General features: G+C 72.9%; 22 protein-coding genes. 9 read left to right on the top strand and 13 right to left on the bottom strand.

The window, feature by feature from the left end:
- The first annotated feature begins 219 nt into the window (after positions 1 to 219).
- Entirely contained in the window at positions 220 to 1,872 is a 1,653-nt protein-coding gene (locus tag JIW86_RS30440; RefSeq protein WP_257556973.1) for a serine/threonine-protein kinase, read from the top strand.
- Between the two features lie 4 nt (positions 1,873 to 1,876).
- Here JIW86_RS30440 and JIW86_RS30435 read toward each other — a convergent pair whose 3' ends face one another.
- Positions 1,877 to 2,683 carry an SGNH/GDSL hydrolase family protein gene (locus JIW86_RS30435; protein WP_257559498.1) on the bottom strand — a complete coding sequence of 269 codons (807 nt, stop codon included), beginning with the start codon at positions 2,681 to 2,683 and terminating at the stop codon, positions 1,877 to 1,879.
- A gap of 206 nt (positions 2,684 to 2,889) precedes the next feature.
- Between JIW86_RS30435 and JIW86_RS30430 the strand changes: the two genes are divergently transcribed.
- The gene (locus JIW86_RS30430; protein ID WP_215147270.1) at positions 2,890 to 3,987 is read left to right on the top strand and encodes a DUF5925 domain-containing protein; all 1,098 of its coding nucleotides are present in this window, start codon (positions 2,890 to 2,892) and stop codon (positions 3,985 to 3,987) included.
- 7 nt (positions 3,988 to 3,994) lie between these two features.
- On the opposite strand, the gene JIW86_RS30425 is transcribed toward JIW86_RS30430, so the two are convergent.
- Complete coding sequence (locus JIW86_RS30425; protein ID WP_257556972.1) at positions 3,995 to 4,381, bottom strand: GntR family transcriptional regulator; 387 nt, start codon at positions 4,379 to 4,381, stop codon at positions 3,995 to 3,997.
- A 71-nt stretch (positions 4,382 to 4,452) separates the two neighbouring features.
- Between JIW86_RS30425 and JIW86_RS30420 the strand changes: the two genes are divergently transcribed.
- The 3 genes from JIW86_RS30420 to JIW86_RS30410 all read left to right on the top strand — a co-directional run bounded on the left by JIW86_RS30420 (position 4,453) and on the right by JIW86_RS30410 (position 7,135).
- Positions 4,453 to 5,394, top strand: coding sequence for a GNAT family N-acetyltransferase (locus tag JIW86_RS30420; RefSeq protein ID WP_257556971.1), 942 nt, complete (start codon positions 4,453 to 4,455; stop codon positions 5,392 to 5,394).
- Positions 5,391 to 5,873, top strand: coding sequence for a DUF402 domain-containing protein (locus JIW86_RS30415; RefSeq protein ID WP_215147274.1), 483 nt, complete (start codon positions 5,391 to 5,393; stop codon positions 5,871 to 5,873). The genes JIW86_RS30420 and JIW86_RS30415 overlap by 4 nt, the downstream gene beginning before the upstream one ends.
- A 227-nt stretch (positions 5,874 to 6,100) precedes the next feature.
- Positions 6,101 to 7,135, top strand: coding sequence for a lytic polysaccharide monooxygenase (locus tag JIW86_RS30410; protein ID WP_257556970.1), 1,035 nt, complete (start codon positions 6,101 to 6,103; stop codon positions 7,133 to 7,135).
- Positions 7,136 to 7,176: 41 nt separating this feature from the next.
- Here JIW86_RS30410 and JIW86_RS30405 read toward each other — a convergent pair whose 3' ends face one another.
- From JIW86_RS30405 to JIW86_RS30395, 3 genes are all read right to left on the bottom strand, one after another.
- Complete coding sequence (locus JIW86_RS30405; RefSeq protein ID WP_257556969.1) at positions 7,177 to 8,037, bottom strand: esterase/lipase family protein; 861 nt, start codon at positions 8,035 to 8,037, stop codon at positions 7,177 to 7,179.
- A gap of 164 nt (positions 8,038 to 8,201) precedes the next feature.
- Positions 8,202 to 9,209 carry a hypothetical protein gene (locus JIW86_RS30400; protein ID WP_416237619.1) on the bottom strand — a complete coding sequence of 336 codons (1,008 nt, stop codon included), beginning with the start codon at positions 9,207 to 9,209 and terminating at the stop codon, positions 8,202 to 8,204.
- On the bottom strand, positions 9,206 to 12,841 hold the full coding sequence (locus JIW86_RS30395) for a DNA polymerase III subunit alpha (protein WP_257559496.1): 3,636 nt from the start codon (positions 12,839 to 12,841) through the stop codon (positions 9,206 to 9,208). The genes JIW86_RS30400 and JIW86_RS30395 overlap by 4 nt, the downstream gene beginning before the upstream one ends.
- A gap of 141 nt (positions 12,842 to 12,982) precedes the next feature.
- Here JIW86_RS30395 and JIW86_RS30390 point away from each other — a divergent pair, with 141 nt between their 5' ends.
- Positions 12,983 to 14,101: a DUF3533 domain-containing protein gene (locus tag JIW86_RS30390; protein ID WP_257556968.1), complete on the top strand. Its 1,119-nt coding sequence runs from the start codon at positions 12,983 to 12,985 to the stop codon at positions 14,099 to 14,101.
- 87 nt (positions 14,102 to 14,188) lie between these two features.
- Here JIW86_RS30390 and JIW86_RS30385 read toward each other — a convergent pair whose 3' ends face one another.
- Positions 14,189 to 15,844 carry an amidohydrolase gene (locus JIW86_RS30385; RefSeq protein WP_257556967.1) on the bottom strand — a complete coding sequence of 552 codons (1,656 nt, stop codon included), beginning with the start codon at positions 15,842 to 15,844 and terminating at the stop codon, positions 14,189 to 14,191.
- Between the two features lie 32 nt (positions 15,845 to 15,876).
- On the bottom strand, positions 15,877 to 17,265 hold the full coding sequence (locus JIW86_RS30380; protein ID WP_257556966.1) for a purine-cytosine permease family protein: 1,389 nt from the start codon (positions 17,263 to 17,265) through the stop codon (positions 15,877 to 15,879).
- A 138-nt stretch (positions 17,266 to 17,403) separates the two neighbouring features.
- On the opposite strand from JIW86_RS30380, the gene JIW86_RS30375 reads away from it, so the two are divergent.
- Entirely contained in the window at positions 17,404 to 18,006 is a 603-nt protein-coding gene (locus tag JIW86_RS30375; RefSeq protein ID WP_257556965.1) for a TetR/AcrR family transcriptional regulator, read from the top strand.
- 99 nt (positions 18,007 to 18,105) lie between these two features.
- Here the strand turns inward: JIW86_RS30375 and fxsBH are convergent, their stop codons facing one another.
- Entirely contained in the window at positions 18,106 to 20,382 is a 2,277-nt protein-coding gene (fxsBH, locus tag JIW86_RS30370; RefSeq protein ID WP_257556964.1) for a radical SAM/SPASM protein FxsBH, inactivated beta-hydroxylase extension form, read from the bottom strand.
- A gap of 20 nt (positions 20,383 to 20,402) precedes the next feature.
- The gene (locus tag JIW86_RS30365) at positions 20,403 to 20,585 is read right to left on the bottom strand and encodes a hypothetical protein (protein WP_257556963.1); all 183 of its coding nucleotides are present in this window, start codon (positions 20,583 to 20,585) and stop codon (positions 20,403 to 20,405) included.
- A gap of 96 nt (positions 20,586 to 20,681) precedes the next feature.
- Here JIW86_RS30365 and JIW86_RS30360 point away from each other — a divergent pair, with 96 nt between their 5' ends.
- Complete coding sequence (locus tag JIW86_RS30360; RefSeq protein ID WP_257556962.1) at positions 20,682 to 21,542, top strand: alpha/beta fold hydrolase; 861 nt, start codon at positions 20,682 to 20,684, stop codon at positions 21,540 to 21,542.
- Here JIW86_RS30360 and JIW86_RS30355 read toward each other — a convergent pair.
- The 4 genes from JIW86_RS30355 to JIW86_RS30340 all read right to left on the bottom strand — a co-directional run bounded on the left by JIW86_RS30355 (position 21,475) and on the right by JIW86_RS30340 (position 25,595).
- Positions 21,475 to 22,272 carry a hypothetical protein gene (locus tag JIW86_RS30355; RefSeq protein WP_257556961.1) on the bottom strand — a complete coding sequence of 266 codons (798 nt, stop codon included), beginning with the start codon at positions 22,270 to 22,272 and terminating at the stop codon, positions 21,475 to 21,477. The genes JIW86_RS30360 and JIW86_RS30355 overlap by 68 nt on opposite strands.
- A gap of 101 nt (positions 22,273 to 22,373) precedes the next feature.
- Complete coding sequence (locus JIW86_RS30350) at positions 22,374 to 23,258, bottom strand: S1 family peptidase (RefSeq protein ID WP_215147301.1); 885 nt, start codon at positions 23,256 to 23,258, stop codon at positions 22,374 to 22,376.
- A gap of 135 nt (positions 23,259 to 23,393) precedes the next feature.
- Positions 23,394 to 24,206, bottom strand: coding sequence for a DUF1684 domain-containing protein (locus tag JIW86_RS30345; protein WP_257556960.1), 813 nt, complete (start codon positions 24,204 to 24,206; stop codon positions 23,394 to 23,396).
- A gap of 93 nt (positions 24,207 to 24,299) precedes the next feature.
- A complete protein-coding gene (locus JIW86_RS30340) occupies positions 24,300 to 25,595 on the bottom strand; it encodes a DUF5685 family protein (RefSeq protein ID WP_257559495.1) in 1,296 nt (431 codons plus the stop codon).
- Between the two features lie 283 nt (positions 25,596 to 25,878).
- Here JIW86_RS30340 and JIW86_RS30335 point away from each other — a divergent pair, with 283 nt between their 5' ends.
- Positions 25,879 to 26,328 (top strand): cell division protein SepF, encoded by a 450-nt coding sequence (locus JIW86_RS30335; RefSeq protein WP_069919643.1) that lies wholly within the window; start codon positions 25,879 to 25,881, stop codon positions 26,326 to 26,328.
- Positions 26,329 to 26,333: the final 5 nt, after the last annotated feature.

Raw genomic sequence — 26,333 nt, 5'->3', positions numbered from 1 at the left:
TTAACCCTATCGTCCCCGCGTCGCGCTCGGGTATCCCGGTGGTGTGAATTACCCCTACCACTACGGGGAGTTGACGATTACTCAGCGGAGTCGACAGTCACTCTCCGCACAGGCAGACCGGCTCGGGAGGACCTGGATGCGAGTCACGTCACGACAGGAGCCACTTCGCGCGCACTGCGCTAACTTGGAGTGATCACCTCGTGACGCGTGGGGGGTCGTGTGAGTGGGAATGTGGCCGGTGTGGACGGGGAATCGAGCCCCGATCGTGTCATCGCGGGCCGGTACCGCCTGCTGGATCCCCTCGGCCGGGGCGGAATGGGCATCGTGTGGCGGGCCCGCGACGAGGTGCTGGCCCGCGAGGTCGCCGTCAAGGAGGTACGGGCGCCCGCCGGACTGGAGCCCGCCGAACTCCAGCGGATGTACCGGCGGCTGGAGCGGGAGGCCTGGGCGGCGGCCCGGGTGTCCCACCGAGGGGTCGTCACGGTCTACGACGTGGCCTCCGAGGACGGCCGGCCCTGGATCGTGATGGAGCTGGTGCGCGGGCTCTCGCTGGCCGACGTACTGGAGGCCGAGGGGCCGATGACCCCGCAGCGCGCCGCGCACCTCGGGGAACAGGTGCTGGCCGCGCTGCGCTCCGCGCACGAGGCAGGGGTGCTGCACCGGGACGTGAAGCCCGCGAACGTGCTGATCGCCAATGACGGCCGGGTGGTGCTGAGCGATTTCGGGATCGCGAGCCTGGAGGGCTCATCGGCGATCACCATGACCGGCGAGGTGGTCGGCTCCCCCGAATTCCTCGCGCCGGAGCGGGCGTTGGGGCGCGATCCGGGACCCGAGTCGGATCTCTGGTCGCTCGGGATCATGCTGTACGCGGCCGTCGAGGGGGTCTCGCCGTTCCGGCAGGCGACCCCGGTGGACACGCTGCGGGCCGTGGTGGACGCGGAGTTGCCGCCACCGCACCGGGCCGGGCCGCTGGAGCCCGTCCTGGAGGGGCTGCTGCGGAAGGACCCGGCCGAGCGGCTGCCGGCGGCGGAGGCGACCCGGATGCTGCGGGTGGTGGGCGCGGGCGGGGCCGTACGGGCCTCCGGCGGGCCGGTGTCGGGGCCGGACTCGCCGACGGCCGTCGCCCGGCACCACCGGCAGGAACCGCGGCCCGCCCCGTACGGGGAGCCGTACGGGAAGCCCACGCCGCCGATGCCCACGCCCGCGCAGGCTCCGCGCGAGGGCCGGGCCGGTGCGGTGCTCACCGCCGGGATCGTGGTGCTGCTGCTGGCGCTGGCCGCCCTGGGCTGGCTGCTGCTGAAGGACCGGGACGATGCGGACGCCGGCAGCGGCGGAGCCGGGGCGACGGGCTCGGCGACCACCGCCCAGGCCGCCACCACGCCTGCTTCCGCACCCCCGTCCGCCTCGGCCTCCGCTTCGGCTTCGGCTTCCGCGACCCCGGGGCAGCACCTCTCGGTGTACGTGGACACCGTGCGCGCCTCGTACAGCGGCAGCTGCCCGCCGCCCGCGGAGCGCGCGCCCTCCTTCACCGCCACCGTGGAGGTGGAGCGCACTCCGGCCCGGCTGGAGTACCGCTGGGCCACGCGGAGCGGGAAGACCTCCGGTCCCGGCTGGCAGTCCCTCACGTACGAGGAGAGCGGGCCGAGGAGCCGGCAGCTGGAGCACACCGAGCTCACGCACGTGCCGGGCGCGGGCTTCGAGGACGCGGTGCGGCTGGAGGTGCGGGGGGACGCCGAGGTGGCCACCCAGTGGGTCGCCACCTCCGTGACGTGCGAGGAGGAGACCCCGACGAGCGGGGCCTCCTCCCCTGGCGCGAGTGCGTCACCGAGCCCGCCGGCCGCTTTGACGGCGGGACCGTCCGTCAGTCCTTAGCCGGTCAGGCGGCGTTGGTGAAGACGGGCAGGTAGCCGCTGGACTGTCCGGCGGCGGTCGGGTGGTACGACTCTCCGATGTTGAGCCAGTTGACGCTGTGCAGCCACGCGCTGCCGGAGCAGATCTCGTGGCCGGTGAAGGCTCCGGCGACCGAGGCGAAGGTGAATCCGTGGTCGGCGGCGCGCTTGGCGATGGCGGCGTTGAGGTGGTCGGCCGCGCCGTTGATGGCGGCGCGTTCGCCTTCGGTCAGGCCGGTGGTGCAGGTGCCGTTCAGCTTGTAGAAGCGGGGATAGCCGATGACGACGACACGGGCGTTCGGGGAGCGGCTGTCGATGGCGTTGTAGACCTGGTCGAGCTGGCCGGGGAGGGTGGAGTCGACGTACGCCTTGGCCTGGTTCACACGGTTGACGCAGGTGGACTCGGACTGGAGCACACAGGTCGTCATGACGTCGGAGAATCCGGCGTCGTTGCCGCCGATGGTGATGCTGACCAGGTCGGTGCCGGAGTTCAGCGGGGCGAGCTGGCCGGAGAGCACATCACCCGTACGGGCGCCCGAGCACGCGGTGAAGGAGAAGGTCTGCGGGGCGTGGGCGGCGGCCCACAGGGCCGGGTAGGCGCGGGTGGTGCGCTTGCAGGCGCCGCTCCCGCTGTCGTAGTTGCCGGCGCCGACGCCGGAGGAGTACGAGTCGCCGAGGGCGACGTATCCGAAGTCGGCCTGGGCGGCGGCGGCCGCCTGGCCGGCGCCGAACAGGGCGGCGCCCGCGGCCAATAAGACGGAGGAGGCGAGGGCAGCGAAGCGCGACAGTCTCATGCTCATGTGTGCGGCTCCTTGTGGGGGTTACTCCTGAGTCCGTGGTACAAGGAGCCGGGGTTGGCTGGAAGTGTTCATGCCAAGAATATTCGGGGCAGAGTTGCTGCCCGAATCTTCACTCCCGATGCGTTTGAAGAGGGAACCCGTCCACTCGTTCCGGCGAAACACGGGTGCACGGGGGCACCGTGTGCCGGATCATGGGCGCCATGCCAGCCAACCCGCATGACGCGCTGCCGATCCGGCTCAACGTCGACGACAGCGATTCGCCGTCGGACGTCGTCGATGCGCTGTTCCTCGGCCGGTTCGCGTCCGGCGAGCAGCCGTTCTCGCACAGCGTGTCGATCGACCGGGTCAAGCCGGGCGCCACCATGCTGCCGCCCGAGGCCACCGTGCTGCGCTCGGCGCGCGACAGCGACCGCAGCGCCACCCTCGCCGAGGGCGAGGGCTGGACCATGCTCGTCTCCCGCTGGAGCCGGGGCGCGGACGTCACCGTGACGGCGGTCAGCGACGAACTCGCCGCCGGGGTGCTCGGCAAGGCCACGGAAGGGGTGCAGGACGACCCCGAACCGCAGCCGGAGAACGTCACGATGGGGTTCTGGTACGTCTCCCCGCGCCGCGGCCCGTACCGGACGACCCGCCAGATCGCGGCCGGGACCTGGCCCGAGGTCCGGCCCAACTACACGGCGCCGGTGGCCGGGGCGATGGACCGGCTGATGAAGGTGACTCCGGACGACATCGCGGGCCGGCTGCTCCTGCTGCACGGTCCGCCGGGCACCGGCAAGACCTCGGCGCTGCGCACGCTGGCGCGTTCCTGGCGGGACTGGTGCCAGGTGGACTGCGTCCTGGACCCGGAGCGGCTGTTCAACGACGTGGGCTACCTGATGGACATCGCGATCGGCGAGGAGGAGGGCACGGCGAAGGGCCGCTGGCGGCTGCTGCTGCTGGAGGACTGCGACGAGCTGATCCGCGGCGAGGCCCGGCACACGGCGGGGCAGGCGCTGTCGCGGCTGCTGAACCTGACGGACGGTCTGCTGGGGCAGGGCCGCAACGTCCTGGTCGGCGTCACGACGAACGAGGACCTCGAGCGGCTCCACCCCGCGGTGGTCCGGCCGGGGCGCTGCCTGGCCCGCATCGAGGTGGGCCGGCTGACCCACCGCGAGGCGGTGGACTGGCTGGGCACGGACGAGGGCGTCTCCCGCGAGGGCGCGAGCCTGGCCGAGCTCTTCGCGCTGCGCCGCGGCACGGGCCCGGCGGCGGTCCTCCCGCCCCAGCCGCACACCTCCGAGGCGGGGCTCTACCTGTAGTCCGGGACTACCGGGCGGCGTACCGGGCCCGGACCGCGTCGGCCGCCGCCGACAGGGCCTCGGCCTCGGTCAGGCCCAGCCGGTGGGCCCGGTCCGCGAACGCCTGCGCGGCGGCCGCGGCCTCGCGGGATTCGCCCTCCGCCGCGGCGACGAAGGTCCCGTTCCGGCCCCGCGTCTCGATCACCCCGTCCGCCTCGAGCGCCCGGTACGCCTTCGCGACGGTGTTGGCCGCGAGTCCCAGCTCCTCCGCCAGCCCCCGTACCGTCGGCAGCTTGAAGCCCGCCGGCAGCCTGCCCGACCGTGCCCGGTCGGCGATCTGCGCGCGCAGCTGTTCGTACGGCGCGGCCGAGCCCGCCGCCGCGTTGATGGTGATCTTCAGGTTCGTCGAGGTCACGGGCCCGATTGTCCCCCATCGCCGGATAATTGGGAGGCGCCGGGCCCGCGTGCGCCCGTAGCGTCGGCCACATGACCGTTCTGATCCGCGACCTCCGCCCGGATGATCCTTCGGATGCGGAGTCCGTCGTACGAGTGCGCCGCGCGGCCCTTCCCTTCATGATCACCACCGCCGAGGGCGTCGCCTTCGAGGTCGGCTCGGCCCACCCCGACGCGCACTTCCGCCTCCTCGTCGCGCACACCGGCGAGGGACTCGTCATCGGCACCGCCCAGCTCGGCATCGCCTACGACAGCCCCGAGCCGGGCCGGTCGTACGTCAACGCGTACGTCGACCCCGCGCACCGCGGCCTCGGCGCCGGCAGCCTGCTGCTCCGCACGGCCGAGGAGCACCTCGCCGCCCGGGGCGCGGTGGACACGTACGCCTGGGTCCTCGACGAGCCCGCCCACCGCGCCTTCGCCGGCCGGCGCGGCTACCGTCCCAGCCGGTCCGCGCACTTCCTGCGGCTGGACCTGGCGGCGGCCGCGCTGCCCCCGCTCCCGCAGACCCTTCCGGCCGGGGTCGAGCTGCGGCCCGCCTCCGCCTTCGCCGCCGACCCGCGTCCGCTCTTCGAGGCCGACGCGGAGACGACGTACGACGAACCGGGCGATCTGGCCTCCGACTTCGACGACTACGAGGACTGGCTCGCGCACACCTGGAACAGCCCGTCCCTCGACAAGGAGCTGACCACCGTCGTGATGGTCGACGGCGTCGTGGCCGCCTTCACCGCCGCCCAGACCGACGGCGCCACCCGCTACGCCTCGGCGATGACCGGCACCCTGCGCGCCTTCCGCGGCCGCGGCCTGGCCAAGCTCGCCAAGACGGCGTCCCTGCACCGGGCCCGCGCGGCCGGGTACACGGAGGCCTTCACCGGCAACGACTCCGAGAACGGACCGATGCTCGCCATCAACACGTGGTTCGGATACGAGATCTGCGCGACCGAGACGCGCTACACGAAGAAACTGGAGACAGTGTGACCGAGCAGCTGACCGTCGTCCTGACCAAGGCGGGCCGCGTCAAGATCCGCTACCCGGCGGCGCGGGTCGCCGACGACGGCGACCGCATCTCGGTGCGCGCCCCCTGGGCGGCGGAGGGCGTGCGCGACTTCGGCTTCGTGCGCTTCGAGCCGGGCGACGTGTTCGTCGAGCACTTCTGGCGGACCCGCTGGTACGCGGTCAAGGAGGTGTGGACCGGCGACGGCGTCCTCAAGGGCTGGTACTGCGACGTCACCCGCCCGGCTCTGGTGCGGAGCGGGGAGATCCTCGTGGAGGACCTGGACCTCGACCTGTGGGTCTCCGCGGACGGGTCCTCCGTACTGCGGCTGGACGAGGACGAGTTCGCCGAGAGCGGGCTCGCCACGAGCGACCCGGAGGCGGCCGCCCAGGCCGTACGGGCCCTCGACGCCCTCGACGACCAGGCCAGAACCCCGGCGGGACTGCCCGCGCTCCTCGCCTAGCGGGATGCCGGCGGCGGTTTCTGTAGGCCCCGCTTAGCGGTTCCTTAAACGAACCCTAAGGATCACCTTCCGGGGGCCGATCCCGGGGAAACGCGTGGTCCGGGCGGCTAGCTTGGCGGGGCCAGGACAGGAAGGGCCCGATGTGGCGCCGCCGGGGGGCGGCGCCACAGAGCCCGATTCCGATTCCGCTGGCGCACCCCTGCCTTGTGCCCGAAGGAGATCCACCCATGTCCGCACGCCGCCGTACCGTGACGCTGACCCGTATCGCCTCCGCCGGCCTCGCCCCGCTCGCGGTGGCCGCGTACGCCGCCGCTCCCGCGGCCGCCCATGGCTCGATGACGGACCCGGTCAGCCGGGTGGCGGCGTGCTACGCGGAGGGTCCGGAGTCCCCACGGTCCGCGGCGTGCAAGGCGGCGGTCGCGGCGAGCGGGGCGCAGGCGTTCTACGACTGGAACGCGGTGAACATCGCCAACGCGGCCGGCAACCACCGGTCGCTGATCCCGAACGGCCAGCTCTGCTCGGCGGGCAACGACAAGTACCAGGGCCTGGACCTGGCGCGCGCAGACTGGCCCGCGAGCCCGATGACGGCCGGCGCGCACACCTTCCGCTACAAGGGGACCGCCCCCCACAAGGGTTCCTTCGAGCTGTACGTGACGAAGGACGGGTACGACCCGGCGAAGCCGCTGAAGTGGTCGGACCTGGAGCCCGCGCCGTTCGCGAAGGTCACCGACCCGGGGATGCAGAACGGCGACTACGTGTTCTCCGGGACCGTCCCCAACAAGTCCGGCCGCCACCTGATCTACAGCATCTGGCAGCGCTCGGACAGCCCGGAGGCCTTCTACACCTGCTCGGACGTGGTCTTCGGCAAGGACAACGGCGGTTCGGACACGAAGCCGAGCACCAAGCCCAGCGCCAAGCCGAGTGCCAAGCCCAGCGAGGCCAAGCCGTCCGGCGCGCAGTCGGAGGCGCCCTCCGACGCGCCCTCGGCCCCGACGGACCAGCAGATCGCCGACGGCGCCGACAAGTCCACCGTGGAGCACAACGGCCACGGCGACAACGACCCGAAGACGAACGGGAACGCGGCCGCCGCCCCGGTCTCCTCGACCCCGTCCCCGCAGAACGGCAACCTCGCGGAGACGGGCGGCAGCAGCGCCACCCCGGCGATCGCGATCGCCGGGGCCGGCGTGCTGGCCGTCGGTGCGGCCGTGCTGTTCGCGGTGGCCCGCCGTCGTGCGACGACGCCGAGCCGCCACGGCCGCTAGGTCGCGGTTCACCGATCGGACCGCCTGTGCCTTGTCGTTCGTCAGTCGAAGACCGAGGCGCAGGTGGTCCGTTCGGCGTGCGCCGGGTCGAGGGCGTTCAGCGCCTCGTGCCAGGCGATCCGGTCGGTGAGTCCGATGGTGACGTGTTCCGAGAGGTCCAGGACGCACAGGTCCTGGAGTACGACGTTCCGTACGTTCGGCCCGTCCAGGAACGCGCTCCGGTACGGCGTCACCACCTCGTCGTACTTGGTGGCAATCACCGTGTACTTCACCCCGGGCACGGTGTCCCCGCCCTCGTTCAGCTTCTGCTGGAAGGGGGATCCGGCGATCTGGTCGGCGAGGCCGGGGGTCGCGGTGCTGATCAGGTCCTCGGCCCCGGGGAAGTACGGGAGGAGCTTGGTGAATCCGAGCAGGGTGGTGCCGTGGTTGTCGGGGGCGAGTCCGACCAGCGCGTTGACCTTCCCGGCGCCACCGAGGAACTTCAGGTAGTAGCGCGGCATCATGCCGCCCTGCGAGTGCCCGATGATGTCGGTCTTGGCGGAGCCGGTGGCGGCGAGCACCTTGTCGACGAAGACGTCGAGCTGCCCGGCGGACTTGTCGATGGGTCCGAGCCCGTTGAAGAAGGGCACGCCGGGCAGTTGCCCGTAGTCGAGCGAGTAGACGCAGTACCCGCGGTGCACGAGGTAGGGCGCGAAGCCGAGCCAGTTGTCGACGGAGTTGCCGAAGGTGCCGTGCACGAGGACGACGGGGCGCGGATGCGCGGCGGACGGCTTGCAGGACCAGTTGTTCCAGCCGCTGCTCGGTGCGGACGCGGCCTGCGCGGTGCCGGTGGGGGCGACGAGCGCGGCGGCGGTGAGGGCGAGGACGGCCAGCGGGCGGAGCAGGCGTCTCCAGGGCAGCATCGTGTGATCTCCTTGCGTTCGACTCAAGGGGATGGGGCGTGGGGATTCGTCCCGTGATCCGGATCACAAGGGGGCGCTGCTGTCGCTAAATTACGGGTGAGTAGCAACACAGGGAAGTTACGCGTCGGTAAAAACTCGTGCGTTGCCCGATCCTCTACCGTCGGTCAAGCCGCCAGCGTGCCGCGGGCGATGGCGTGCGGCCCGAAGCGGGCGCGGACGCGGTCCGTGACGGCTTCCAGGCGCCGGGCCTTCTCGTCCTCGGGGTCCAGACTGAGCTGCCGCGTGGCCCGTTCGGCCGGGGTCAGCTCCTCTGCCCGCAGGGACAGCGCGCGAACCCGGGCCCGTTGCAGGCCGAGGGCCTCGTAGAGGGCGTAGGCCGTTGCGGTCAAGGCGGCGGAGTGCGCGGTGGGTTCGGCCAGGGTGCGGGTCCGCGTGAGCGTGGTGCGGTCGGCGCAGCGGACGGTGAGCGAGAGGGTGCGGCAGACCTGGCCCCGGCCCTGTTCTTGTGTACGAACCGTACGCAGCTGCGCGCCGAGCTCATCGGCCAGCGAGAGCAGGGCCCGCCGGTGCCGTACGGGATCCAGCTCGTCCCGGTCGAAAGCCCGCTCGGCGGCGATGGCGCGGGCGGCCGCGCCCGGGCGGACGGGGGTCCGGTCGATCCCGAGGGCGCGCTCCTGCACCTCGCGGCCGAGCCGGGCGCCGAGGATCCGCCGCAGGGCGGCGGGCGGGGCGGCGGCGACCCGGCCGACGGAGTCGAGGCCGTAGGAGCACAGGGTGCGGGCGGCCTTGGGGCCGACGCCGTCGAGGGCGGTGACGGGCTTGCCGGCCAGGAACGCACGGACGGCGGCGGGGTCGTCGGGGATCACCAGGGTCCCCCCGGGCCTGGCCTCGCGGGCCGCCGCCCGGGCCAGCATGGGGTTGCCGGCCACGCCGACGGCGGCGTCCACGCCGTACAGGGCGAGGGCACGGACCCGGATCACGGCGGCCAGCCGCTCCGCGTCGCAGCCGAAGTACCGCAGCGCGGCCCGGACATCGGCGAGGGCCGCGTCGGGCGGCAGGGCCTGCACGGCCGGGGTGATGCCGCCGAGCAGCGCGAGCACCCCGGCGTACTCCGGGGCCCCGAGCGGCCTCCCGTCGGCGGGGTGCATCCGCAGGCACATCACGGTGCTCATCCCGCGCTCCCCGGGCTGGAGTGCCACAGCTTGCGCCCGGTCGCGGGGCCGGTGCCCGGCGGCTGGAGGTCGGCCCACGGGTTCATCTCGTACCCCGTGGACATGCGGATCCGGCGGCCGGGGCCCGCCGGGGCCGCGCCCTCGGTCCCACCCTCGGCCGTGCCGTCCGTCCCGCCGTCGGTCCCACCCTCGGCCCTGCCGTCGCCGGAGGCCAGCCGCGCCGCGACCGCCTCCAGCCCGCCGGCCGCGCGCAGTTCCACCAGCTCCGCCAGGTTCCACGCCGCCGCCCCGACCACGCTCAGGCTCTGCGGGCCCCGCCGCTGCACGACGCCCCGTACCAGCAGCAGGAAGGAGTGGAAGACGGTGTGCGCGCACCGCTCGTGGCTGTCGTCGAAGAAGGCCAGGTCGACCAGGCCCGTCCCGTCGTCCAGCGTCGTGAAGATGACCCGCTTCCCGGACCGGATCGGCGGGGTCTGGGTGGCCGCCTTGGCGCCCGCGACCAGGACCGTCTGCCCGTGCCCGGCATCGCGCAGCCGCCGCGCCGGGATCGCCCCGAGCTCGGCCAGGAAGGCGTGGTGGTCCGCCATCAGGTGCCGGGAGGCGTCCATGCCGAGGACGCCCAGCTCGGCGCTGAGCCGCTCCGCGTCGGTCAGGTCGGGCAGCCCGACGGAGGCCGTGGACCGGCCGCCCTCCAGGGGGAGTTGGGGGCCGCGTACACCGGCCGCCCGCTGCGCGCCGTGCAGTTCCGTCAAGTGCAGCAGCAGGTCACGCCGGTTGGCACCGAAGGCGTCCAACGCCCCTACCTGTGCCAGCCGTTCGGCCACCGGTCGGCCCGGGTGCGCCCGGTCCCAGAAGTCGCGCAGGGAGGCGTACGGCTGCCCGGCCTCGATGCGGCCCGCCTCGGCCTCGCTGATGCCGTGGACATCGGACAGTCCGAGCCGCAGCCCCCACACACCCTCCGGATCGGACACCAGTTCGATACGATGGGCGACCGCCGACCGGTTCACGTCCAGCGGCAGCACGGGCACGCCCCGCCGCCGCGCGTCCGCCAGCAGCAGCCGCTTCGGGTACATCCCCGGATCGTGGGTCAGCAGCCCGGCGTAGAAGGCCGCCGGGTGGTGCGCCTTCAGCCACGCGGACTGGTAGGTGGGCACCGCGAAGGCCACCGCGTGCGCCTTGCAGAATCCGTAGCTGCCGAAGGCCTCCACGATCTCCCAGGCCCTGCCGGTCACCTCCACCGGATAGCCGCGCTCGCCCGCCTTCGCCGCGAACCAGACCTTGATCCGCCCCTGCGACTGCGGGTCGGACAGCCCGCGCCGCACCCGGTCCGCCTCGTCCCGTCCGCAGCCGGTCATGATGTTCACGATCTCGATGATCTGCTCGTGGAAGACCACCACCCCGTACGTCTCGCGCAGCGCGTCGGCCAGGTCCGGGTGCGGGAAGCGCACCGGGGCCCGCCCGTGCCGGGCCTCGATGAACGGCCGCACCATGTCGGCGGCCACCGGCCCCGGCCGGAAGAGGGAGATGTCGACCACCAGGTCGTGGAAGGTCGACGGCTGGAGCCGTCCCACCAGGTCCCGCTGGCCCGGGGACTCGATCTGGAAGCAGCCCAGCGTCTCGGCCGAGCGGATCAGTTCGTACGTGGCCCGGTCGCCCGGCGGCACCTGCGCCGGGTCGTCCAGGTCGAGCTCCTCCCCCGTGCCGCGCCGGATCTCGGCGACCGCGTGGGCCATCGCGGACTGCATCCGTACGCCGAGCACGTCGAGCTTGAGCAGCCCGAGCTCCTCCACGTCGTCCTTGTCGAACTGGGACATCGGGAACCCCTCGCCGCTGGTGGGCACCACGGGAGTACGGGCGAGCAGGGAGGCGTCGGAGAGCAGCACCCCGCACGGGTGCATGGCGATCCCGCGCGGCAGCGCGTCGAGCGATTCGACGAGCTCCCACAGCCGGCCGTACGACTCCCCGCGTACGTCGCGCAGTTCGGGGAGCTCCTCCAGTGCGGCGCGGGCGTCGCGGGCCCGGATGTGCGGGAAGGCCTTGGCGAGCCGGTCGGTGACGGCCGGGTCCATGGACAGGGCGGCGCCGACGTCGCGGATGGCGTGCCGGACCCGGTAGGTCTCGGGCATGGAGACGGTGGCGACGCGCTCGGCGCCGAACCGGCCGATGATCCGCCGGTAGACCTCCAGCCGGCGGGCGGACTCCACGTCGATGTCGATGTCGGGCAGGACGCGCCGGCGCTTGGACAGGAAGCGCTCCATCAGCAGGCCGTGCGCGACGGGGTCGGCGTGCGCGATGCCGAGCAGATGGTTGACGAGGGAGCCGGCGCCGGAGCCGCGGGCGGCCACCCGGATACCCATCTCCCGCACGTCGTCCACGACTTGAGCGACCGTCAGGAAGTACGAGGCGTAGCCGTGGTAGGCGATGATGTCGAGCTCGTGGTGCATCCGCTCCCAGTACGCGCGGTCGTCCGCGTAGCCGCGCAGCACCATGCCCGCCGAGGCGCGGGAAGCGAGGACCCGCTGGGCGCTGCGGTGGGCCGCGCCGACGAGGCGGGCCTCGGGGAAGTGCACGGATCCCATGCCGAGGTCGTCCTCGGGGTCCACCGCGCAGGCCTCGGCCGCGTGCCGGGTCTCCGCGAGCAGGCGCCGCGCGTCGGCGGGGCGCAGTCCGGCGGCCTGGGCGATCCGGTCTGCGGCCTCGGCCATGGCGGCCGGGGCCTTGAGCCAGCGTTCGCCGCTGTCGAGGGGGCCGCGGGGGTCGATGGGGACCAGCCGGCGGGCCGCGTCGAGGATGTCGGCGACCGGACCCTGGCCGGGGTCGGCGTAGCGGACGGCGTTGGTCAGCACGGCCGGGAGGCCCTGCTCGGCGGCGAAGCCGACGGTACGGGCGGCCAGCCGGAGCGAGCCGGGTCCGGTGCCGGTGCGGCCGTGGTGGACGGCCTCCAGGCGCAGGGAGTCGCCGTAGACCTCCCGCCAGGGTGCGAGCAGCCGGGCGGCCCGGTCGGGGCGGCCCGCGGCGAGCGCCCGCCCCACCTCGGAGCCGGGGCCGAGCAGGACGAGGACGCCCTCTCCGCGCAGGGCGCTCCAGGGCAGCACCGGCCGGCCGGTTCCGATTCCGGTTCCGGTTCCGGTTCCGGTATCTGCGTGGGCGGCAGTGACCATCCGGCACAGCTCGGCCCATCCGGCGGCCCCGTCGCGGGCCAGGAAGACCGCGCGCGGAGCGGATTCGTCGATGAAGGCACCCCCCTTGACGGGGTTGCGCCGCCGGTACGAGGCCTCGCCAGCCCCGGCCGGTCCCTCCCCGTGCGAACCGGCAGGTGAAACGGCAGGCGAACCGGCCGGTGGCACGGTCGGCGGCACGGCAGGCGACTGAGCGGTCGCCACGGCGAGGTCCACCCCGAACAGGGGCCGGATCCCGGCTTTCGCGGATGCCTTCGCGAACCGCACCGCGCCCGCCAGGGTGTCGCGGTCGGTCAGGGCGAGGGCGTCCATGCCCCGCTCCGCCGCACGTTCCGCCAGCCGTTCCGGGTGCGAGCCTCCGTAGCGCATGGAGAACCCCGAAACGGTGTGCAGATGCGTAAAACCAGGCACCCGCGGCCTCCTGCTTTCGCTCGATGAACCTCCCCCCGTCATCCACCATAGAGCAATTCGAATATCCGTGCGAAACACTTGTTCGATCTCCCCCGGCTACCGCTGGGAGGTGCCCCCAGGGAAGATCATCCATTCGGCCCACCCCTGCTGCGCGCCGTCCCCCGCACGCCGAGCGTGGGGGGCATGACCCAGCCCACCGAGAGCACCGACGCAGGTCCGTCCGGCGGCTTCCTCGCCGAGATCAAGGACGCCGTGACCATCCGGGCAGCCCTGCTGGTCCTGGGGGTGCTGGTCCTCCAGCTCGCGTTCATCACCTCGTACATCGGTGCCTTCCACCACCCGAAGCCCAGCGAGATCCCGATCGCCGTGGCCGCCCCCGTCGCACCGGTCGCCGAGCGGTCCGTACAGCAGCTCGCCGCCCTGCCCGGCAAGCCGCTCGACCCCCGTACGGCCGAGGACGAGGCCGCCGCGATCCGCCTGATCGAGAACCGGGACGTGGACGGCGCGCTGATCATCGACCCGGCCGGCCGGACCGACAGGCTGCTGGTCGCCTCCGGCGGCGGGGCCTCCCTCTCGCAGGCCGTCGAAGAGATCGTCCGCGCGGTGGAGAGGGCCCAGGGGCGGACCGTCCAGGTCACCGACGTGGCCCCGGCCGACAAGGGCGACAGCCGCGGCCTGAGCTCCTTCTACCTGGTCGTCGGCTGGTGCGTGGGCGGTTACCTGTGCGCCGCGATCCTCGCCATCAGCGCCGGTGCCCGGCCCGCCAACGTCCACCGCGCGGTCATCCGGCTCGGCGCGCTGCTCCTGTACGCGATCGCCGCGGGCCTGCTCGGCGCGGTCATCGCGGGCCCGGTCCTGGGCGCGCTGCCCGGCCCGATCATGGGCTTGTGGGGACTGGGCACCCTGGTCGTCTTCGCCGTCGGCGCCATCACCCTGGCCTTCCAGGGGCTGGCGGGCGTGGTCGGCATCGGTCTCGCGATCCTGCTGATCGTGGTGCTCGGCAACCCGAGCGCGGGCGGCGCCTACCCGTACCCGCTGCTGCCGCCGTTCTGGAAGGCCATCGGCCCGGCCCTGCCACCGGGCGCCGGCACCTACGCCGCCCGCTCCATCACGTACTTCAAGGGCAACGACATGACCGGGCCGATGCTGGTGCTGGCCGCCTGGGCGGCGGCCGGCTCGGCGATCACGATCGCCTGCGCGCACTTCCGCGGGGGCCGGCCGGGCGCCGCCGTGGGCAGCGGGCTCCCCGACGACTCGCCGTCCGTCCCCCGGTTCGCGGGCGAGGGGACGGAAACCCGGTGAACACCCCGGGCCTTCCCGGCTTGCGCAACCGGCCGCTTCCTCGCCCCCGAGGAACACCCGGAAACGTGATCACCACGGCCCGCGGCGTCAGGCGGTCCGGTGGACCACCTCGCCCGCCACCACCACCGTTTCGGCGACCGTGCCCGGGATCTCGGAGGCCGGGGCGGAGAGGATGTCCCGGGACAGGACGACGAGGTCCGCCGCCTTGCCCACCGTGAGGGAACCCCGCTCGGCCTCGAGGAAGTTGGCGTAGGCGGAGCCCATCGTGTAGCCGTACACCGCCGTCTCCACGTCCACCGTCTCGGCCGGCTGCCACGGCTCGCCGCCGGCCAGGGGGCGGCGGGTCACCGCCGTGTAGATGCCGATCATCGGGTCCATCTCCGCCACGTTCCAGTCGCTGGAGAAGGCCAGGACCGCCCCCGCCTCGTGCAGGCTCCGCATCGGCCACGCCTTGTGCCAGCGGTCCTCGCCCACGTTCTCGGCCCAGTCCTGCCCGGGGCCCGCGATCTCCGGTGCGCAGTGCCTCGGCTGCATGCAGGCCACCACGCCCAGTTCCGCGAAGCGCTCCACGTCCGCCGGATCCAGGCACTCCACGTGCACCACCTGGTGGCGGGCATCGCGCGGGCCGTTCACCGACCGCGCGTGTTCCACCGCGTCCAGGACGGTCCGGATGCCCCGGTCACCCGTGGCGTGCACGAAGCACTGGAAGCCCCGCGCGTCCAGCCCGGCGAGGAGCTCCGCGAACTCCTCGGCCGGGTAGAAGGTCTCGCCCCGGTGGTGGCCGCAGCCCGCGTACGGCTCCAGGAGCGCGGCCGTCCGCGGTTCCACCACGTCGTCGATGTACAGCTTGAGCGGGCCCACCCGCAGCCGGTCCCCGGAGAACCGGCGGGCCGCCTCCTCGAAGTCGGCCAGGTCGGACTCACCCGTGCCGCGCGGGTGGAACAGCGCCGCGACGATCCGCGAGCGCAGCCGCCCCTCCGCCCGGGCGCGTTCGTAGAGCTCCAGGTCGTCGAGCGAGTTCTGCGGCTCCACCACCGTGGTGATGCCGAAGCCGATCGCGTCGTCCAGGCTCTTCGCGAGCCGCCCGTACTGCCGGTCCGGCGCGGCCCACGGCACGCCCAGTTCACGCAGCGCCCGGTGCCCGTCCCGCGAGAGCCCCTTGACGGCGAAGTCCTTGACGAATCCGGTGGGTTCGCCGGTCTCCGGGTCCACCGCCGCCGTGCCGAAGGGCAGGTCAGTACGGTCCCGGGTGACGCCCAGACGCCGCATGGCCGCCGTGTTCAGCCAGGCCGTGTGGACGTCGTACGAGAGCACGATGGCCGGGATGTCCCCGGTGACCGGGTCCAGGTCGGCGGCGTCCGGCATCCGTCCGCCGGGGATGGCGGAGTAGTCGAAGGCTTCGGCCTCGATCCACTCGGCGTCCGGGTGGGCCTCCCGCCAGGCCAGGATCCGTGCGTGGATGCCGTCCAGGCTGCGCACCCCGGCGAGTTGCACGCAGGCTTCGTCGGAACCGAGCCGGACGTGGTTGTGCGCGTCGATGAAGCCGGGCAGCACCAGCTTCCCGCTCGCGTCGATCCGCTCGGTGTCCGGTCCGGCCCAGGCGGCGGCCTCGGCGTCCCGGCCGACCCAGACGATCACCCCGTCATGGACGGCGAGGGCTTCGGCCTCGGGCAGCTCCGGGTCCACGGTGTGGATCCGGGCTCCGGTGAGCAGCAGGTCGGCGGGGAAGGGGCGGCGTGCCATGTGAGGGTGCTCCATTGCGTAGGGCGTTGTGTTCAGGCGGCCGGGACGTACGACGAGACGCGGCGTACGAGGGCCCAGTACGTGAGCGCGGAGACGACCGAGCCGAGGAGGGTGAGGTCGGCGCCGCCGAGAGGGGCCACCAGCGGGCCCGTCCACAGCTCGGAGTCGCAGGTCAGGGCGGCGAAGACGATGCCGGCGAGCAGGGCGGCCGCCCCGGCCGGGTGGTAGCCGGCGCGGTACCAGTACACGCCCTCGCGCCCGGTGTGCAGCGCGTCGGCGTCGTAGCGGCAGCGGCGCAGCAGCATGTCGGCGAGGAAGACCCCGCCCCAGGGCGCGAACACGATGATCAGGAGGGAGAGGAAGGAGAGCAGGGAGGTGGTGAAGTCGGTGAGGAAGAGCGCGGCGAGCGAGCCGAGCGCGGTGACGGCGGCGCTGATCACGATGGCCCGGGCACGGCTCCACGGGATGCCGAGGACCTGCAGGTTCAGGCTGGAGGAGTAGAGCGTGATGATCGAGTTGGTGACCGATCCGCCGAGTACGAGGGCCAGGAACAGCGGCTGGAACCAGCCGGGCAGCAGGCTCTCGGCCCCGGCGACGGCGTCGGTCATGTCGGTCTGGGTGGCGGCGGCGACGCCCGCGACGCCGAGGGCCACGGAGGAGACGAAGCCGCCGAGGGCTCCCATCCAGGTGATCGACTTCAGGGAGGTGGTCCGGGGCAGGTAGCGGGTGTAGTCGGCGGGCATCGGCAGGTACGAGAACGGCCCGGCGAGCATGACGACGAAGGCCAGGCTCCAGCCGGACAGTCCGGGGGCGGCGGCCGGGGCGGCGGTGTCGGCGCCGGGCAGGACGAACACCAGCAGCACGCCGAAGCCGGCGGCGAGGACGTAGGCCATCCAGCGCTCGGCGAACTGCACGGTGGCGTGTCCCCACATGGCGACGGCGAAGGTCAGCGCGAGGGTGACGCCGAGTGCGAGCCCGCGTACCAGGTGCCCGCCTCCCAGCCCGACCTCGGCGAAGAAGACCTCCAGCGCGAGCGTCCCGACCACGGTGTTGACGATGGTGTAGCCGATGCTCACCACCCAGTTGAGGACGCCGGCCGGGAAGTTGCCGCGGACTCCGAACGCGGCGCGGGAGATGACCAGGGTGGCGGTGCCGGTGCGGATGCCGCTGAGCCCGGCGGCGCTGACGGCGAAGAAGGACAGTCCGCTGATCACGACCACGGCGGCGGCCTGCCAGAAGGAGAGCCCGAAGGCCACGGCCAGGGCCCCGTTGATCACGTAGGTGAAGGTGAGGTTGGAGCCGAACCAGAGCCAGAAGAGGTCCTTGGCGCTGCCGTGGCGTTCGGCGTCGGGGATGGGGTCGATCCCGTGGGTCTCGACCCGGAACACCTCGTCGACGTCGGCTGTCTCCTGCTGTCCCATGACGTACCCCTGACCTTGAGCGATCTTGAACGACGTTCTAAGTTCTTGAATGGCATTCAAGATGCGGGCTGCACCGGGATCCCGTCAAGACCCTGTCCGGGATAGGGTCTGGCCAGGAAGATCCGGAGGGCGGGAGTGGTGGCGGGAGCAGCACGGCGGCGCGACGGGCGGATCGCCCAGGAGCGGATGCTGGAAGAGGCCATGGCGGCGATCGCCGAGAACGGGCTGGCGGCGCTCACCATGTCCGCGCTGGCCGAGCGGCTCGGCACCAGCGGCGGCCACATCCTGTACTACTTCGGCAGCAAGGACCGGCTCCTGCTGGAGGCCTTGCGCTGGAGCGAGGAGCTGCTCACCGGCGAGCGCCGGGCCCTGCTCGGCCGGAGGCTGACGGCCGCCCGCAAGCTCGACCAGTTCCTGGAGCTCTACCTCCCCGAGGGCCCGCGCGACCCGCGCTGGACGCTGTGGATCGAGCTGTGGGCCCGTACGGCCTCCAACGAACCGCTGAAGGCGGCCCAGGAGGAGATCGACGAGAGCTGGCAGCAGGACCTGGAGTCCCTGCTGGCCAAGGGCGTGGACCAGGGCCGCTTCGCCCCCATGGACGTCCCCGCCCGGGCCTCGGAACTGCTCGCGCTGCTGGACGGGCTGAGCACCCGGGTGGTGCTGGGCCAGCGCGGCGCGGACCGCGCCGGGGCCCTGGAGCGGGCCCGCTCGGCGGCGGCCCTCCTCGTCCCGCACACGTAGCCGCACGCGTAACCACACGCAGGCCTGGCGCACGCGCGAAAGGCCCGCCCGGGGTTCGCGCCCCGGACGGGCCCTTCGCCAACCTTCCGCATTCCCGTTTCAGGCTCCCGATTCGAACTCCCGGCGCAGTCGCGCGACGACCGCCTTGCCGCTCACGGTCAGCTCGGCCGCGCCGGAGAGCCGGTCCAGCGCACGCTTGATCACATCGCCGTCGCCGGGGCCGGCGCCACCGACGGGGCCTTCCGACCGCCGGTACTCCTCCGCCGCCACCCGCACGTACGCATCGGCCAGCAGCTCCGACACCGGCACCGGCCGCTCCCGCCACGGGGACTCGTGCAGCCACTCCCCGTCCAGCGCGTACAGGTCGGCCACCTCGGTCAGCTCGCGGAGCCCGGCCCGGCGCCGCCCGGTGAGCAGCGCGAGCGCGGTCCGGCGTACGTCCGCCGCGTAGGGCACGCCCAGCGCCCCGGGCCCGCACTGCCCCGCCTTCCCGGAACCGGAACCGGAACCGGGACCGGTGAGCGGTGTGAGCGTGCCCAGCCCGGCGGCCGTCTCCCGCGCGAGGCCCGGCACCGTGCGGTGCAGCAGCTCCCAGGCGGCGCCGAGGCGACGCTGCCAGTCCCCGGCCTCGGCTCCGTCCAGCCTCGTCCTGGGCGTCCGGGAGAAGCAGTCGCGGTAGGGGTCCAGGTCGTCCAGAGCCATCGGCGGCGCGTCCGCCCCGGCTCCCGGCCAGACCCGTACGGGCTGCCACCCGGGGTCTTCCTCGAAACGCCCGAAGCGCCGCTCGGTACTGCCTTCCCGTACGCGGAACCCCTCGCTGGCGGCCCTGATCCCCACCTCGGTACGGCCCGTGCGCAACAGCCCCAGCGTCGGCAGGTACAGCTCACCGCCCCGATGGACCACGCTCACGGTCGCCTCCAGCCGCCCCCGCACCGCGGCCGCCGCGGCCAGCGCGGACAGCCGGAAGGCAACCGGTTCGTCCGGCCGCCGTCCCCGGCGTACGGCGTGCAGGGCACGGATCAGCCAGGTGCGCGTGTACGGATGGTCCAGTACGGCATCGAGCGCGTCGGGCGCCTCGGCCTCGAGGGCCGTGATCAGCTCCCAGGAGCGCTGCCAGCCCTCGCCCCCTGAGCCCGCCAGATCCGCCAGATCCGCGTGCAGCCGGGCCAGCAGCACCCGGGTCAGCTCCTGCTGGGAGGCCGACAGCGCGGCGGGATCGGCGCTCTCGGGCGCGACGGCGGCCCGGGCGGTGCGCGCTTCGACCCCGTCGACCAGTTCCCGCAGGTCGGTGCAGTAGACGGAGGGGTTGTCGAAGCCGTTCGGGGCTCGGTAGCGGTGTGCGTAGAGGCCTCCGCCGCACGAGCGCACCACGGGGCACCGGCGGCAGGCGGCGCTGACGCCCGCGAGGCCCGACTGGCGGGCCCGGATGCCGGGATGGGCCGCCACCTCGTCGAAGGTGTGGGTGAAGACGTCGAAACCGGTGGCGGCCGCGCCCTCGTGAGCGGTCTTCAGCGAGTCGGCCTGCTCAAGGGTGCCGTCGGTCTCGACGACGACCAGGTCCGTGGGCGCCAGGCCGAGCGATTCGGTCAGGCTCGGCCCGCCCCGCAGGGTGCTCAGCAGGGAGTCGAACATCCGGACGGGGACCGGCCTGCCCCGCGCCTCCCACCGGTCGAAGACCCGCAGGAGCCACCGGGCGTACGCGTCGGGGCGTCCGTCGGGCCTGGCCGGGGGCGTCTCCCACGTGGCGTGCGGCAACAGGAAGTCGATGCGCGGCGGTTCGAGCGCGGTGAGCGCGTCGAACACCGCGCGGGGGTCGTTCTCCACGTCCACCGTGCAGAGCAGTCCCTGGTACAGGTGCCGGTAGCGGTCCTGCCGCAGCAGTCCGAGCGCCTTGAGGACCCCGGGGTGGCTGGTACGGCCGTTCGCGAAGCGGCGGTGCCGGTCGTTGGCCGCGCGGTCGCCGTCGAGGGACACTCCGACCTTGACCCCGTACTCGCGGAACAGGTCGAGAAAGGCGGTGTTCAGCCGCAGCCCGTTGGTGTGGATGCGCAGATCGAGTGCGCTCACCCCGTCGAGGGCTCGGGTGAGCGCCTCGCAGAGCGTCCGGAGACGGACCGGGCCTGCCAGCAGCGGCTCGCCGCCGAGCAGGATGACGGTCACCGAGGGCAGGCCGTGGGTGGCCGCGTGCTCGGCCAGCCGCTGCGCGATGCGCTCCGCCACCGCGTCGGAGACCACCGCGGGCCGCCGCCGCCAACTCTGGTCCGCGTGTTCGTAGATGTAGCAGTGGTCGCATGCGAGATCGCATCTGCTGTGCACCTTGACCACGAACTCGCGGAACGGGATGAGCGGTAAGGCACCGGCCCCGGCGGGCTCCATCGCGACGGGTGCGCCCGTGCTCAGAGCGAGGAGTTGAAGGTGACCGTCCGCGGGCCGCCGGGAGCGGCCGCCGCGGGCAGCACCCGGGCGATCCGCAGATCGGCTTCCGCGCCACGGGCGGTGAGCGAGGCCAGTGACGGCCGGCCGCCGCCCTCCTCCCGTACTGGCAGAACTGCGGGCTGCTGCTTCTGAGTGGTCGTCACGGGTCCCCCTCCGGGTCGTGGCTGTGTTTCCATCAAAAGAGCTGTCGTCATGAGACTAGGGACATCGGCAGGAAGCCGAAAGACCGCGGAGGTGTCGTGCGCGTCGAGGTGAAGGCAGAAGACGGCCGTCTGATCGTGGCCGAGGTCTGGGGGGCGCCGGACGGGGTGCCCGTGCTCCTGCACCACGGAATGCCGGGATGCCGGCTCGGGAGCGCGTTGCGCGACATCACGGAGATCCGTCCGGACGTCCGCTTCTTCGCCTACGACCGGCCCGGCTACGGGGACTCCGAGCGGGCCCCGGGGCGGACGGTGGCCGACGCCGCCCACGACTCCGCGGCCGTCGCGGACGCATTGGGCGTGGACACCTTCGCCGTCGTCGGCCGCTCCGGGGGCGGTCCGCACGCCCTGGCCTGCGCGGCGCTGCTCCCGAAGCGGGTGACGGGGACGGCTGCCCTGGCCAGCCTCGCGCCGAGCGACGGGACGGGGCTCGACTGGTTCGGCGGCATGACCCCCCACAACGTGGAGCACTTCCGCCTCGCGGTCGCCGATCCGGCGGCGCTGGAGCGCCGGCTCACTCCCCGGGCGGCGGCGATCAGCCGAGATCCCGGCCGGCTGCTCGAAGAGCTGCGGAAGGAACTCGCCGACGACGACTTGCGGGTCGTCGCGGACGGCCGGGTGCGCCAGTCGATCTTGGAAAACTACCGGGAGTCGCTGCGCGTCTCGGCCTACGGCTGGCTGGACGACAGCCTGGCCTTCTGCCGGCCCTGGGGGTTCGATCCCGCCTCGATCCCCGGACGGGTCCTGCTCTGGCGCGGCGGCCAGGACGCCTTCTCACCCCTGGGGCATTTCCGCTGGCTCAGCCGGCACGTCCCGAACCGCACCGCCGTACTCAAGCCGGGGGCGGGCCACTTCGCGGCTCAGTGCGCGCTGCCGGAAGCCCTGGACTGGCTTCTGTGACCGGCGGTTCCTCTTCCACGGGCGCCACCACCGATTCCCGAGCGCCCTTGAGGCAGTCGATGATGCGCTCGTGCGTGTCCCCTACGCCGTCCGTGACCCGGATGCGCATGTAGAACGCGTGCACTTCGTCGATGAACCGCTTCGAGAACACTCCCACCGGGATGGTCTCGTGCGAACCGGTCGCCACCATCGGGTATCCACCGCCGAAGTACAGGATCCGGAAGTCGACGGCGGCCCGCAGCCCCGCGTCGGCCAACTGCTCACCGAGGGCGGTCAGGCCCATCCACTCCACTCCCGAGTCCGGTCCGTCGACCGGATCCCCTGCCATCACCAGGTGGTAGTCCACCTGCTCCAGGACCGCGTTGTTCTGGCCGCCGTTGAGGATGCCCACCTTCCAGGCCTTCCCGGAACCCGGGAGGAGCCCAGGCTCGAATTCGGACCGCCACCCGAGCACCGGGCGGATCGCTCGCGAGTACTGGGCCCGTGCCAGGACAGCGCCGGCGGCGACGGCCAGCAGGCTCGCCAGCGGTTCTGCGCTCATCAGCTGGAGCCGCCAGGGCCAGTGGGTCCGGGCGGCTTCGGGTATGTTCCCGCGCACGATCTCCCATATGAGGACGACGGCCAGTACGCACAGCAGCACCAGGGGTGCCGTGAACAGCCAGCGGTTGCGCCGGATGCGCCGCTGGGTGTCGGAGAACGGGCCTCCCCGCCCGGAAGGTGCACTGCTCATGCCACCGTCTCATTTCCACAAGAGTGAGCCCCTGCCCAGGAGTTGGGCGGGGGCTCACGATTGTGCCGCAGGCCGGGCGGGTCTCCTACCCGCCCGCAAGGTCAGTACACGCTGACCCCGTAGGCGTTGAGGGCCTCGACCACGGGCTGGAAGTAGGTGGTTCCGCCCGAGGAGCAGTTGCCGCTGCCGCCCGAGGTGAGGCCGACGGCGCGGGTGCCCGAGTAGAGCGGGCCGCCGCTGTCGCCGGGTTCGGCGCAGACATTGGTCTTGATCATGCCGTAGACGATGTCGCCGCCGCCGTAGTTGACGGTGGCGTTGAGGCCGGTCACCGAGCCGCTGTGGATGCCGGTGGTGGAGCCGCGCCGCTTGACGGACATGCCGACGGTGGCGTTGACGGCACTGGTGATGTCCTGGCTGCCGACGGTGCCCGGGGGGACCGGCGAGTTGCTGGCGTACTTGATCAGGCCGTAGTCGTTGGTCGGGAAGCTGGAGCCGGTGGTGGAACCGAGCACGGTGGTGCGGGCGGAGTTGGTCCACCAGGTGCCCGCGCCGTCGGTGCAGTGCCCGGCGGTCAGGGCGTAGTAGTTGCTGCCGCTGCGCACGTTGAAGCCGAGGGAACAGCGCCAGCTCGACGCGTAGATCGCGTCGCCGCCGGAGGCCAGTTTGCTCAGCTTGCCCGGGGTGCGCTCGATGCGCAGGGCCCCGGCGTCCGCTCCGGCCTCGCGCTTGATTCTCGCGAGGGAGGCGGCGGAGACGGTGGAGTCGGCGGTGACCACGAGGGTCCCGGTGGCGGGGTCGGTGTGCCAGGCGGTGCCCGCGACGTCGGCGCGCAGGACGGACGCGCCGGCCGAGGCCAGACGCTCGGCGCTGAATCCGCCGTCCTGTGGGTCCGCGTTCGCCACGGTGGGGGCGGCGAGTGCTGCGACGGCGGCCAGGCCGGTGGCCGCCGCGAGCAGCCTGGTACGGGTGATGCTCTTGATCCTCACTTCTCGTCCTCCGAGAGGGTCGGGGGCCCGGCGGTCGTGGGGGTGCCGGAGCCCGTGAGGCGCAGTCAGGGCACGGATGACACATATTTTGTGCCGTGCCCCTGACAAGCACTGTCGGGAGTGTCGTGGCGTCTGTTACCGGTCGGCAAGGGCGCCTTTCAGCCGCCGCTCCCCCGCCGCCACCTCGAAGGGCAGCGTGTTCCCGGGCGGCGGAAAGGGGCAGATGAAGTGGTCGGCGAAGGCGCAGGGGGGCAGCAGGGCCCGGTTGAAGTCCACGGTGATCCGGCCTTCTTCGGCCGGGATGCCGGGTTTCAGGAAACGGAAGCGGTAGCTGGAGCGTCCGCCGGTGGCATCTCCGAAGACGACCCAGAGGCCGCCGTCCTCCTCGCCCACGGCGACCTGGAGGGTGTGCTCCACGCCCTCGAAGGCGAAGCGCAGCTCGCCGCCGAGGCCGAGCCCGCGCGCCCGCCCGTCGGCGTTCTCCACCTGGACGGTCCGGTCCTGCCCGTACGGGCAGAACTGCCCGGGCAGCCTGAAGGCCGGATCGTACGGGGAGGCCTCCATCCCGGCGAAGGCCCGGCGGGCCTCGGAGTCCGGGTCGAAGACGCGTACCGCCCACTGCCCTTCGCGCCGGATCACGATGAGCCGCGTCTGCCCGGCGGAGAGCCGGGAGCGCGCGGGCGGGGCCTCGTCGGCGGCGAGTACGGCGTCACCGGTGAAGGGCTCTCCGTCGAGATGAACGGAGTCCTCCGCGGCAGCGGTCAGCACCACTCCGGCGTCGGTCGTGCGCCAGCGCCCCGGAACGGCCGGAATTCGACCTTCCGGGTAATCGGCGAGCCAGTTGGTACCGATCAGCGCGAGGGGCCCGTACGGGGCGGCCACGGCGGCCACCCGTCGCTCGTGCCATTTCCGCCAGTCGGCGGGCGGATCGTCTGCGTCATCGCTCATGCCGCTCACCCCTTCCACGCGGGTCTGGCCGGGAACCGTGGGGTACGCCGTCCGGACCTGCGCGTCGTGAAGGGTTCTCGGCCTGAAAAGGGGTCAGCAGCCGTCGCAGGGACAGCAGCAGCAGTCACCACAGCCGCAGTCACAGTCACAGTTGCAGTTGCCGCAGTCGCAGTTGTCGCACCAGGGCTGCTTCTTCTCCCGGGACCACGGGCCCTCGTGCTCGGTGCAGCAGAGCTGGCAGGTGCAGAAGAGCCCGATCGCCACCGCACACCCGGCGAGCAGCCCGCGCCGCGGCTTCTGCGGGGGCCGGCCGCCGCCCCCACCGCCACCGGGACCCATGGGCGGCGGCGGCATCCCCGGCCCGCCCGGCGCGTGGGGAGTACCCGGGGCGTAGGGGTTGCCGCCGTAGGGGTTCCCGTTCGCGTACGGGCTGCTCGCGTACGGTCCGGCCGCGTAGGGGCCGCTCGCGTGCGGTCCGGCCGCGTACGGGCCGCCGCCCTGCCCGGCGGCGTTCGTGCCCACGTGCCCGCAGCTGCTGGTCCCGAAGGCGCGGTCCACCGAGGTCCGCAGCTCGTGCACCAGCAGCCGGTGGGCGAGCCCGGCGTCCGCGAACTCGGCCTCGCGCAGCGCGAGCCGGATGCCCTTCAGCGCGTCGTCGCACAGCCGCCGGGCCTCGGTCAGCGAGGTCCCGGTGGCGGTGAGCGGGTTCCAGGCCCCGGCCGAGGCGTCCGCCGCCTGGTCCTCCACGGCGTCCAGGAGGTGCGCGAGCCGCCCGAAGTACCGGCCGGCCTCGGCGAGCGCGGGGGCGTTGCCTGGCCGTCCGGCCAGCTGCGCGGTATGAGCGAAGGCGGCGGCCGTCGCGGTCTCCGTCGGCTCGGTCACCACGAGCACCGGCGTGCCGAGCCCGGCCAGCGTCTCGATGCCGGCCTGCCGGTCCACGGCGTCGACGAGCACCGCCGTGTCGAAACCGAGCGAGGCTCCGGTGCGGGCGCCGGCCCGGTCCCAGCCGCGGGCGACCTTGCGGGCCGCCGCGGCGATCGGGGCGCGGGCCAACAGCCCGTCCCGGTCGGCCACGTGGTCCCGTACCTTCGCGGAGGCCAGCACGAGCGAGACGGCGGCGGCGAGCCGCGCGCCCTCGCCGTTGGCCACCGGGGCGGTGCGCATCCCGCGCAGCGGACAGGGCCCGGCGGTGCGCCGGGCGCCCGGGGCGGGACCGGACTGAGCCTCCGTCAGAACGGAGACGAGCAGCCCGTCGTAGTTGGTGACGATCCTGGCGAACTGTCCGTGGTCACCCCGAAGTGCCAGGCAGAGCCCGCAAAGATGGGCCATCCACTCCGCCTTGAACCGCTCGCCCAGCCTGTGCGTGCAGGGCCTGACTATGCCGAACAACTGCTTCCCCCGTGTGTCGTACGCGTGCCTGCCGGGCATGGTATCGACCCGCGTCCTTCACCCGTACGTCCCCACGGGCCACCCGTACGGAGGCACCGGTCGTATTTTCACTCAGTCAGCAGTGGTAGCCGCCAGGAACCTTGACCGTGCAACGGATGTTCTGCACCAGTACCGTCACGAAACCCCTGCGCGGCGACTATCCACTTGGCGCGTTGTCAGCATCATGGACGACCATAGGGGCAGCGGAGAGAAGACAGACTGACCACGGTGAAAGGAGGCGTCCATGGGTTCGGTGCGCAAGGCGAGTGCCTGGCTGGGTCTCGTGGAGGACAGCGACGACGAGCGTTACTACGACGACGACTACGCGGAGGCGGCCCAGGGTTCGGTGGCCGGTCCCGGCGAGCAGTGGGTCACCGACCCCCGCGTCAGAGTGGCCTCCGAGTCCGCCGTCGAGCAGGGCCGCCGCATCGCGACGGTCACCCCCGACGGATTCCGTGACGCGCGGGGAATCGGCGAGCTGTTCCGCGAGGGCGTCCCGGTGATCGTGAACCTGTCGTCGATGGACCCGGGCGACGCGAAGCGCGTGGTCGACTTCGCGGCCGGCCTGACCTTCGGCCTGCGCGGCTCGATCGAGCGGGTGGCGACCAGGGTCTTCCTGCTGACCCCGGCCGACACCCAGATCGTGAGCGGCGAGCCCGGCGGCCGCTCGCGCGACTTCTTCAACCAGAGCTAGGCAGG

The organism is Streptomyces sp. NBC_00162 (assembly GCF_024611995.1).
Classification (GTDB): Bacteria; Actinomycetota; Actinomycetes; order Streptomycetales; family Streptomycetaceae; genus Streptomyces.
The sequence above is the reverse complement of the archived record's forward strand: the minus strand, read 5'-3'. Positions and strand labels throughout refer to the sequence as shown.

Excerpts from the sequence above, each read along its gene's own strand:
- JIW86_RS30435 (WP_257559498.1), bottom strand. The coding sequence starts at position 2,683 with ATGAGACTGTCGCGCTTCGCTGCCCTCGCCTCCTCCGTCTTATTGGCC.
- JIW86_RS30430 (WP_215147270.1), top strand. The coding sequence starts at position 2,890 with ATGCCAGCCAACCCGCATGACGCGCTGCCGATCCGGCTCAACGTCGAC.
- JIW86_RS30420 (WP_257556971.1), top strand. The coding sequence starts at position 4,453 with ATGACCGTTCTGATCCGCGACCTCCGCCCGGATGATCCTTCGGATGCG.
- JIW86_RS30410 (WP_257556970.1), top strand. The coding sequence starts at position 6,101 with ATGTCCGCACGCCGCCGTACCGTGACGCTGACCCGTATCGCCTCCGCC.
- JIW86_RS30405 (WP_257556969.1), bottom strand. The coding sequence starts at position 8,037 with ATGCTGCCCTGGAGACGCCTGCTCCGCCCGCTGGCCGTCCTCGCCCTC.
- JIW86_RS30400 (WP_416237619.1), bottom strand. The coding sequence starts at position 9,209 with ATGAGCACCGTGATGTGCCTGCGGATGCACCCCGCCGACGGGAGGCCG.
- JIW86_RS30395 (WP_257559496.1), bottom strand. The coding sequence starts at position 12,841 with ATGACGGGGGGAGGTTCATCGAGCGAAAGCAGGAGGCCGCGGGTGCCT.
- JIW86_RS30390 (WP_257556968.1), top strand. The coding sequence starts at position 12,983 with ATGACCCAGCCCACCGAGAGCACCGACGCAGGTCCGTCCGGCGGCTTC.
- JIW86_RS30385 (WP_257556967.1), bottom strand. The coding sequence starts at position 15,844 with ATGGCACGCCGCCCCTTCCCCGCCGACCTGCTGCTCACCGGAGCCCGG.
- JIW86_RS30380 (WP_257556966.1), bottom strand. The coding sequence starts at position 17,265 with ATGGGACAGCAGGAGACAGCCGACGTCGACGAGGTGTTCCGGGTCGAG.
- fxsBH (WP_257556964.1), bottom strand. The coding sequence starts at position 20,382 with ATGGAGCCCGCCGGGGCCGGTGCCTTACCGCTCATCCCGTTCCGCGAG.
- JIW86_RS30355 (WP_257556961.1), bottom strand. The coding sequence starts at position 22,272 with ATGAGCAGTGCACCTTCCGGGCGGGGAGGCCCGTTCTCCGACACCCAG.
- JIW86_RS30345 (WP_257556960.1), bottom strand. The coding sequence starts at position 24,206 with ATGAGCGATGACGCAGACGATCCGCCCGCCGACTGGCGGAAATGGCAC.
- JIW86_RS30335 (WP_069919643.1), top strand. The coding sequence starts at position 25,879 with ATGGGTTCGGTGCGCAAGGCGAGTGCCTGGCTGGGTCTCGTGGAGGAC.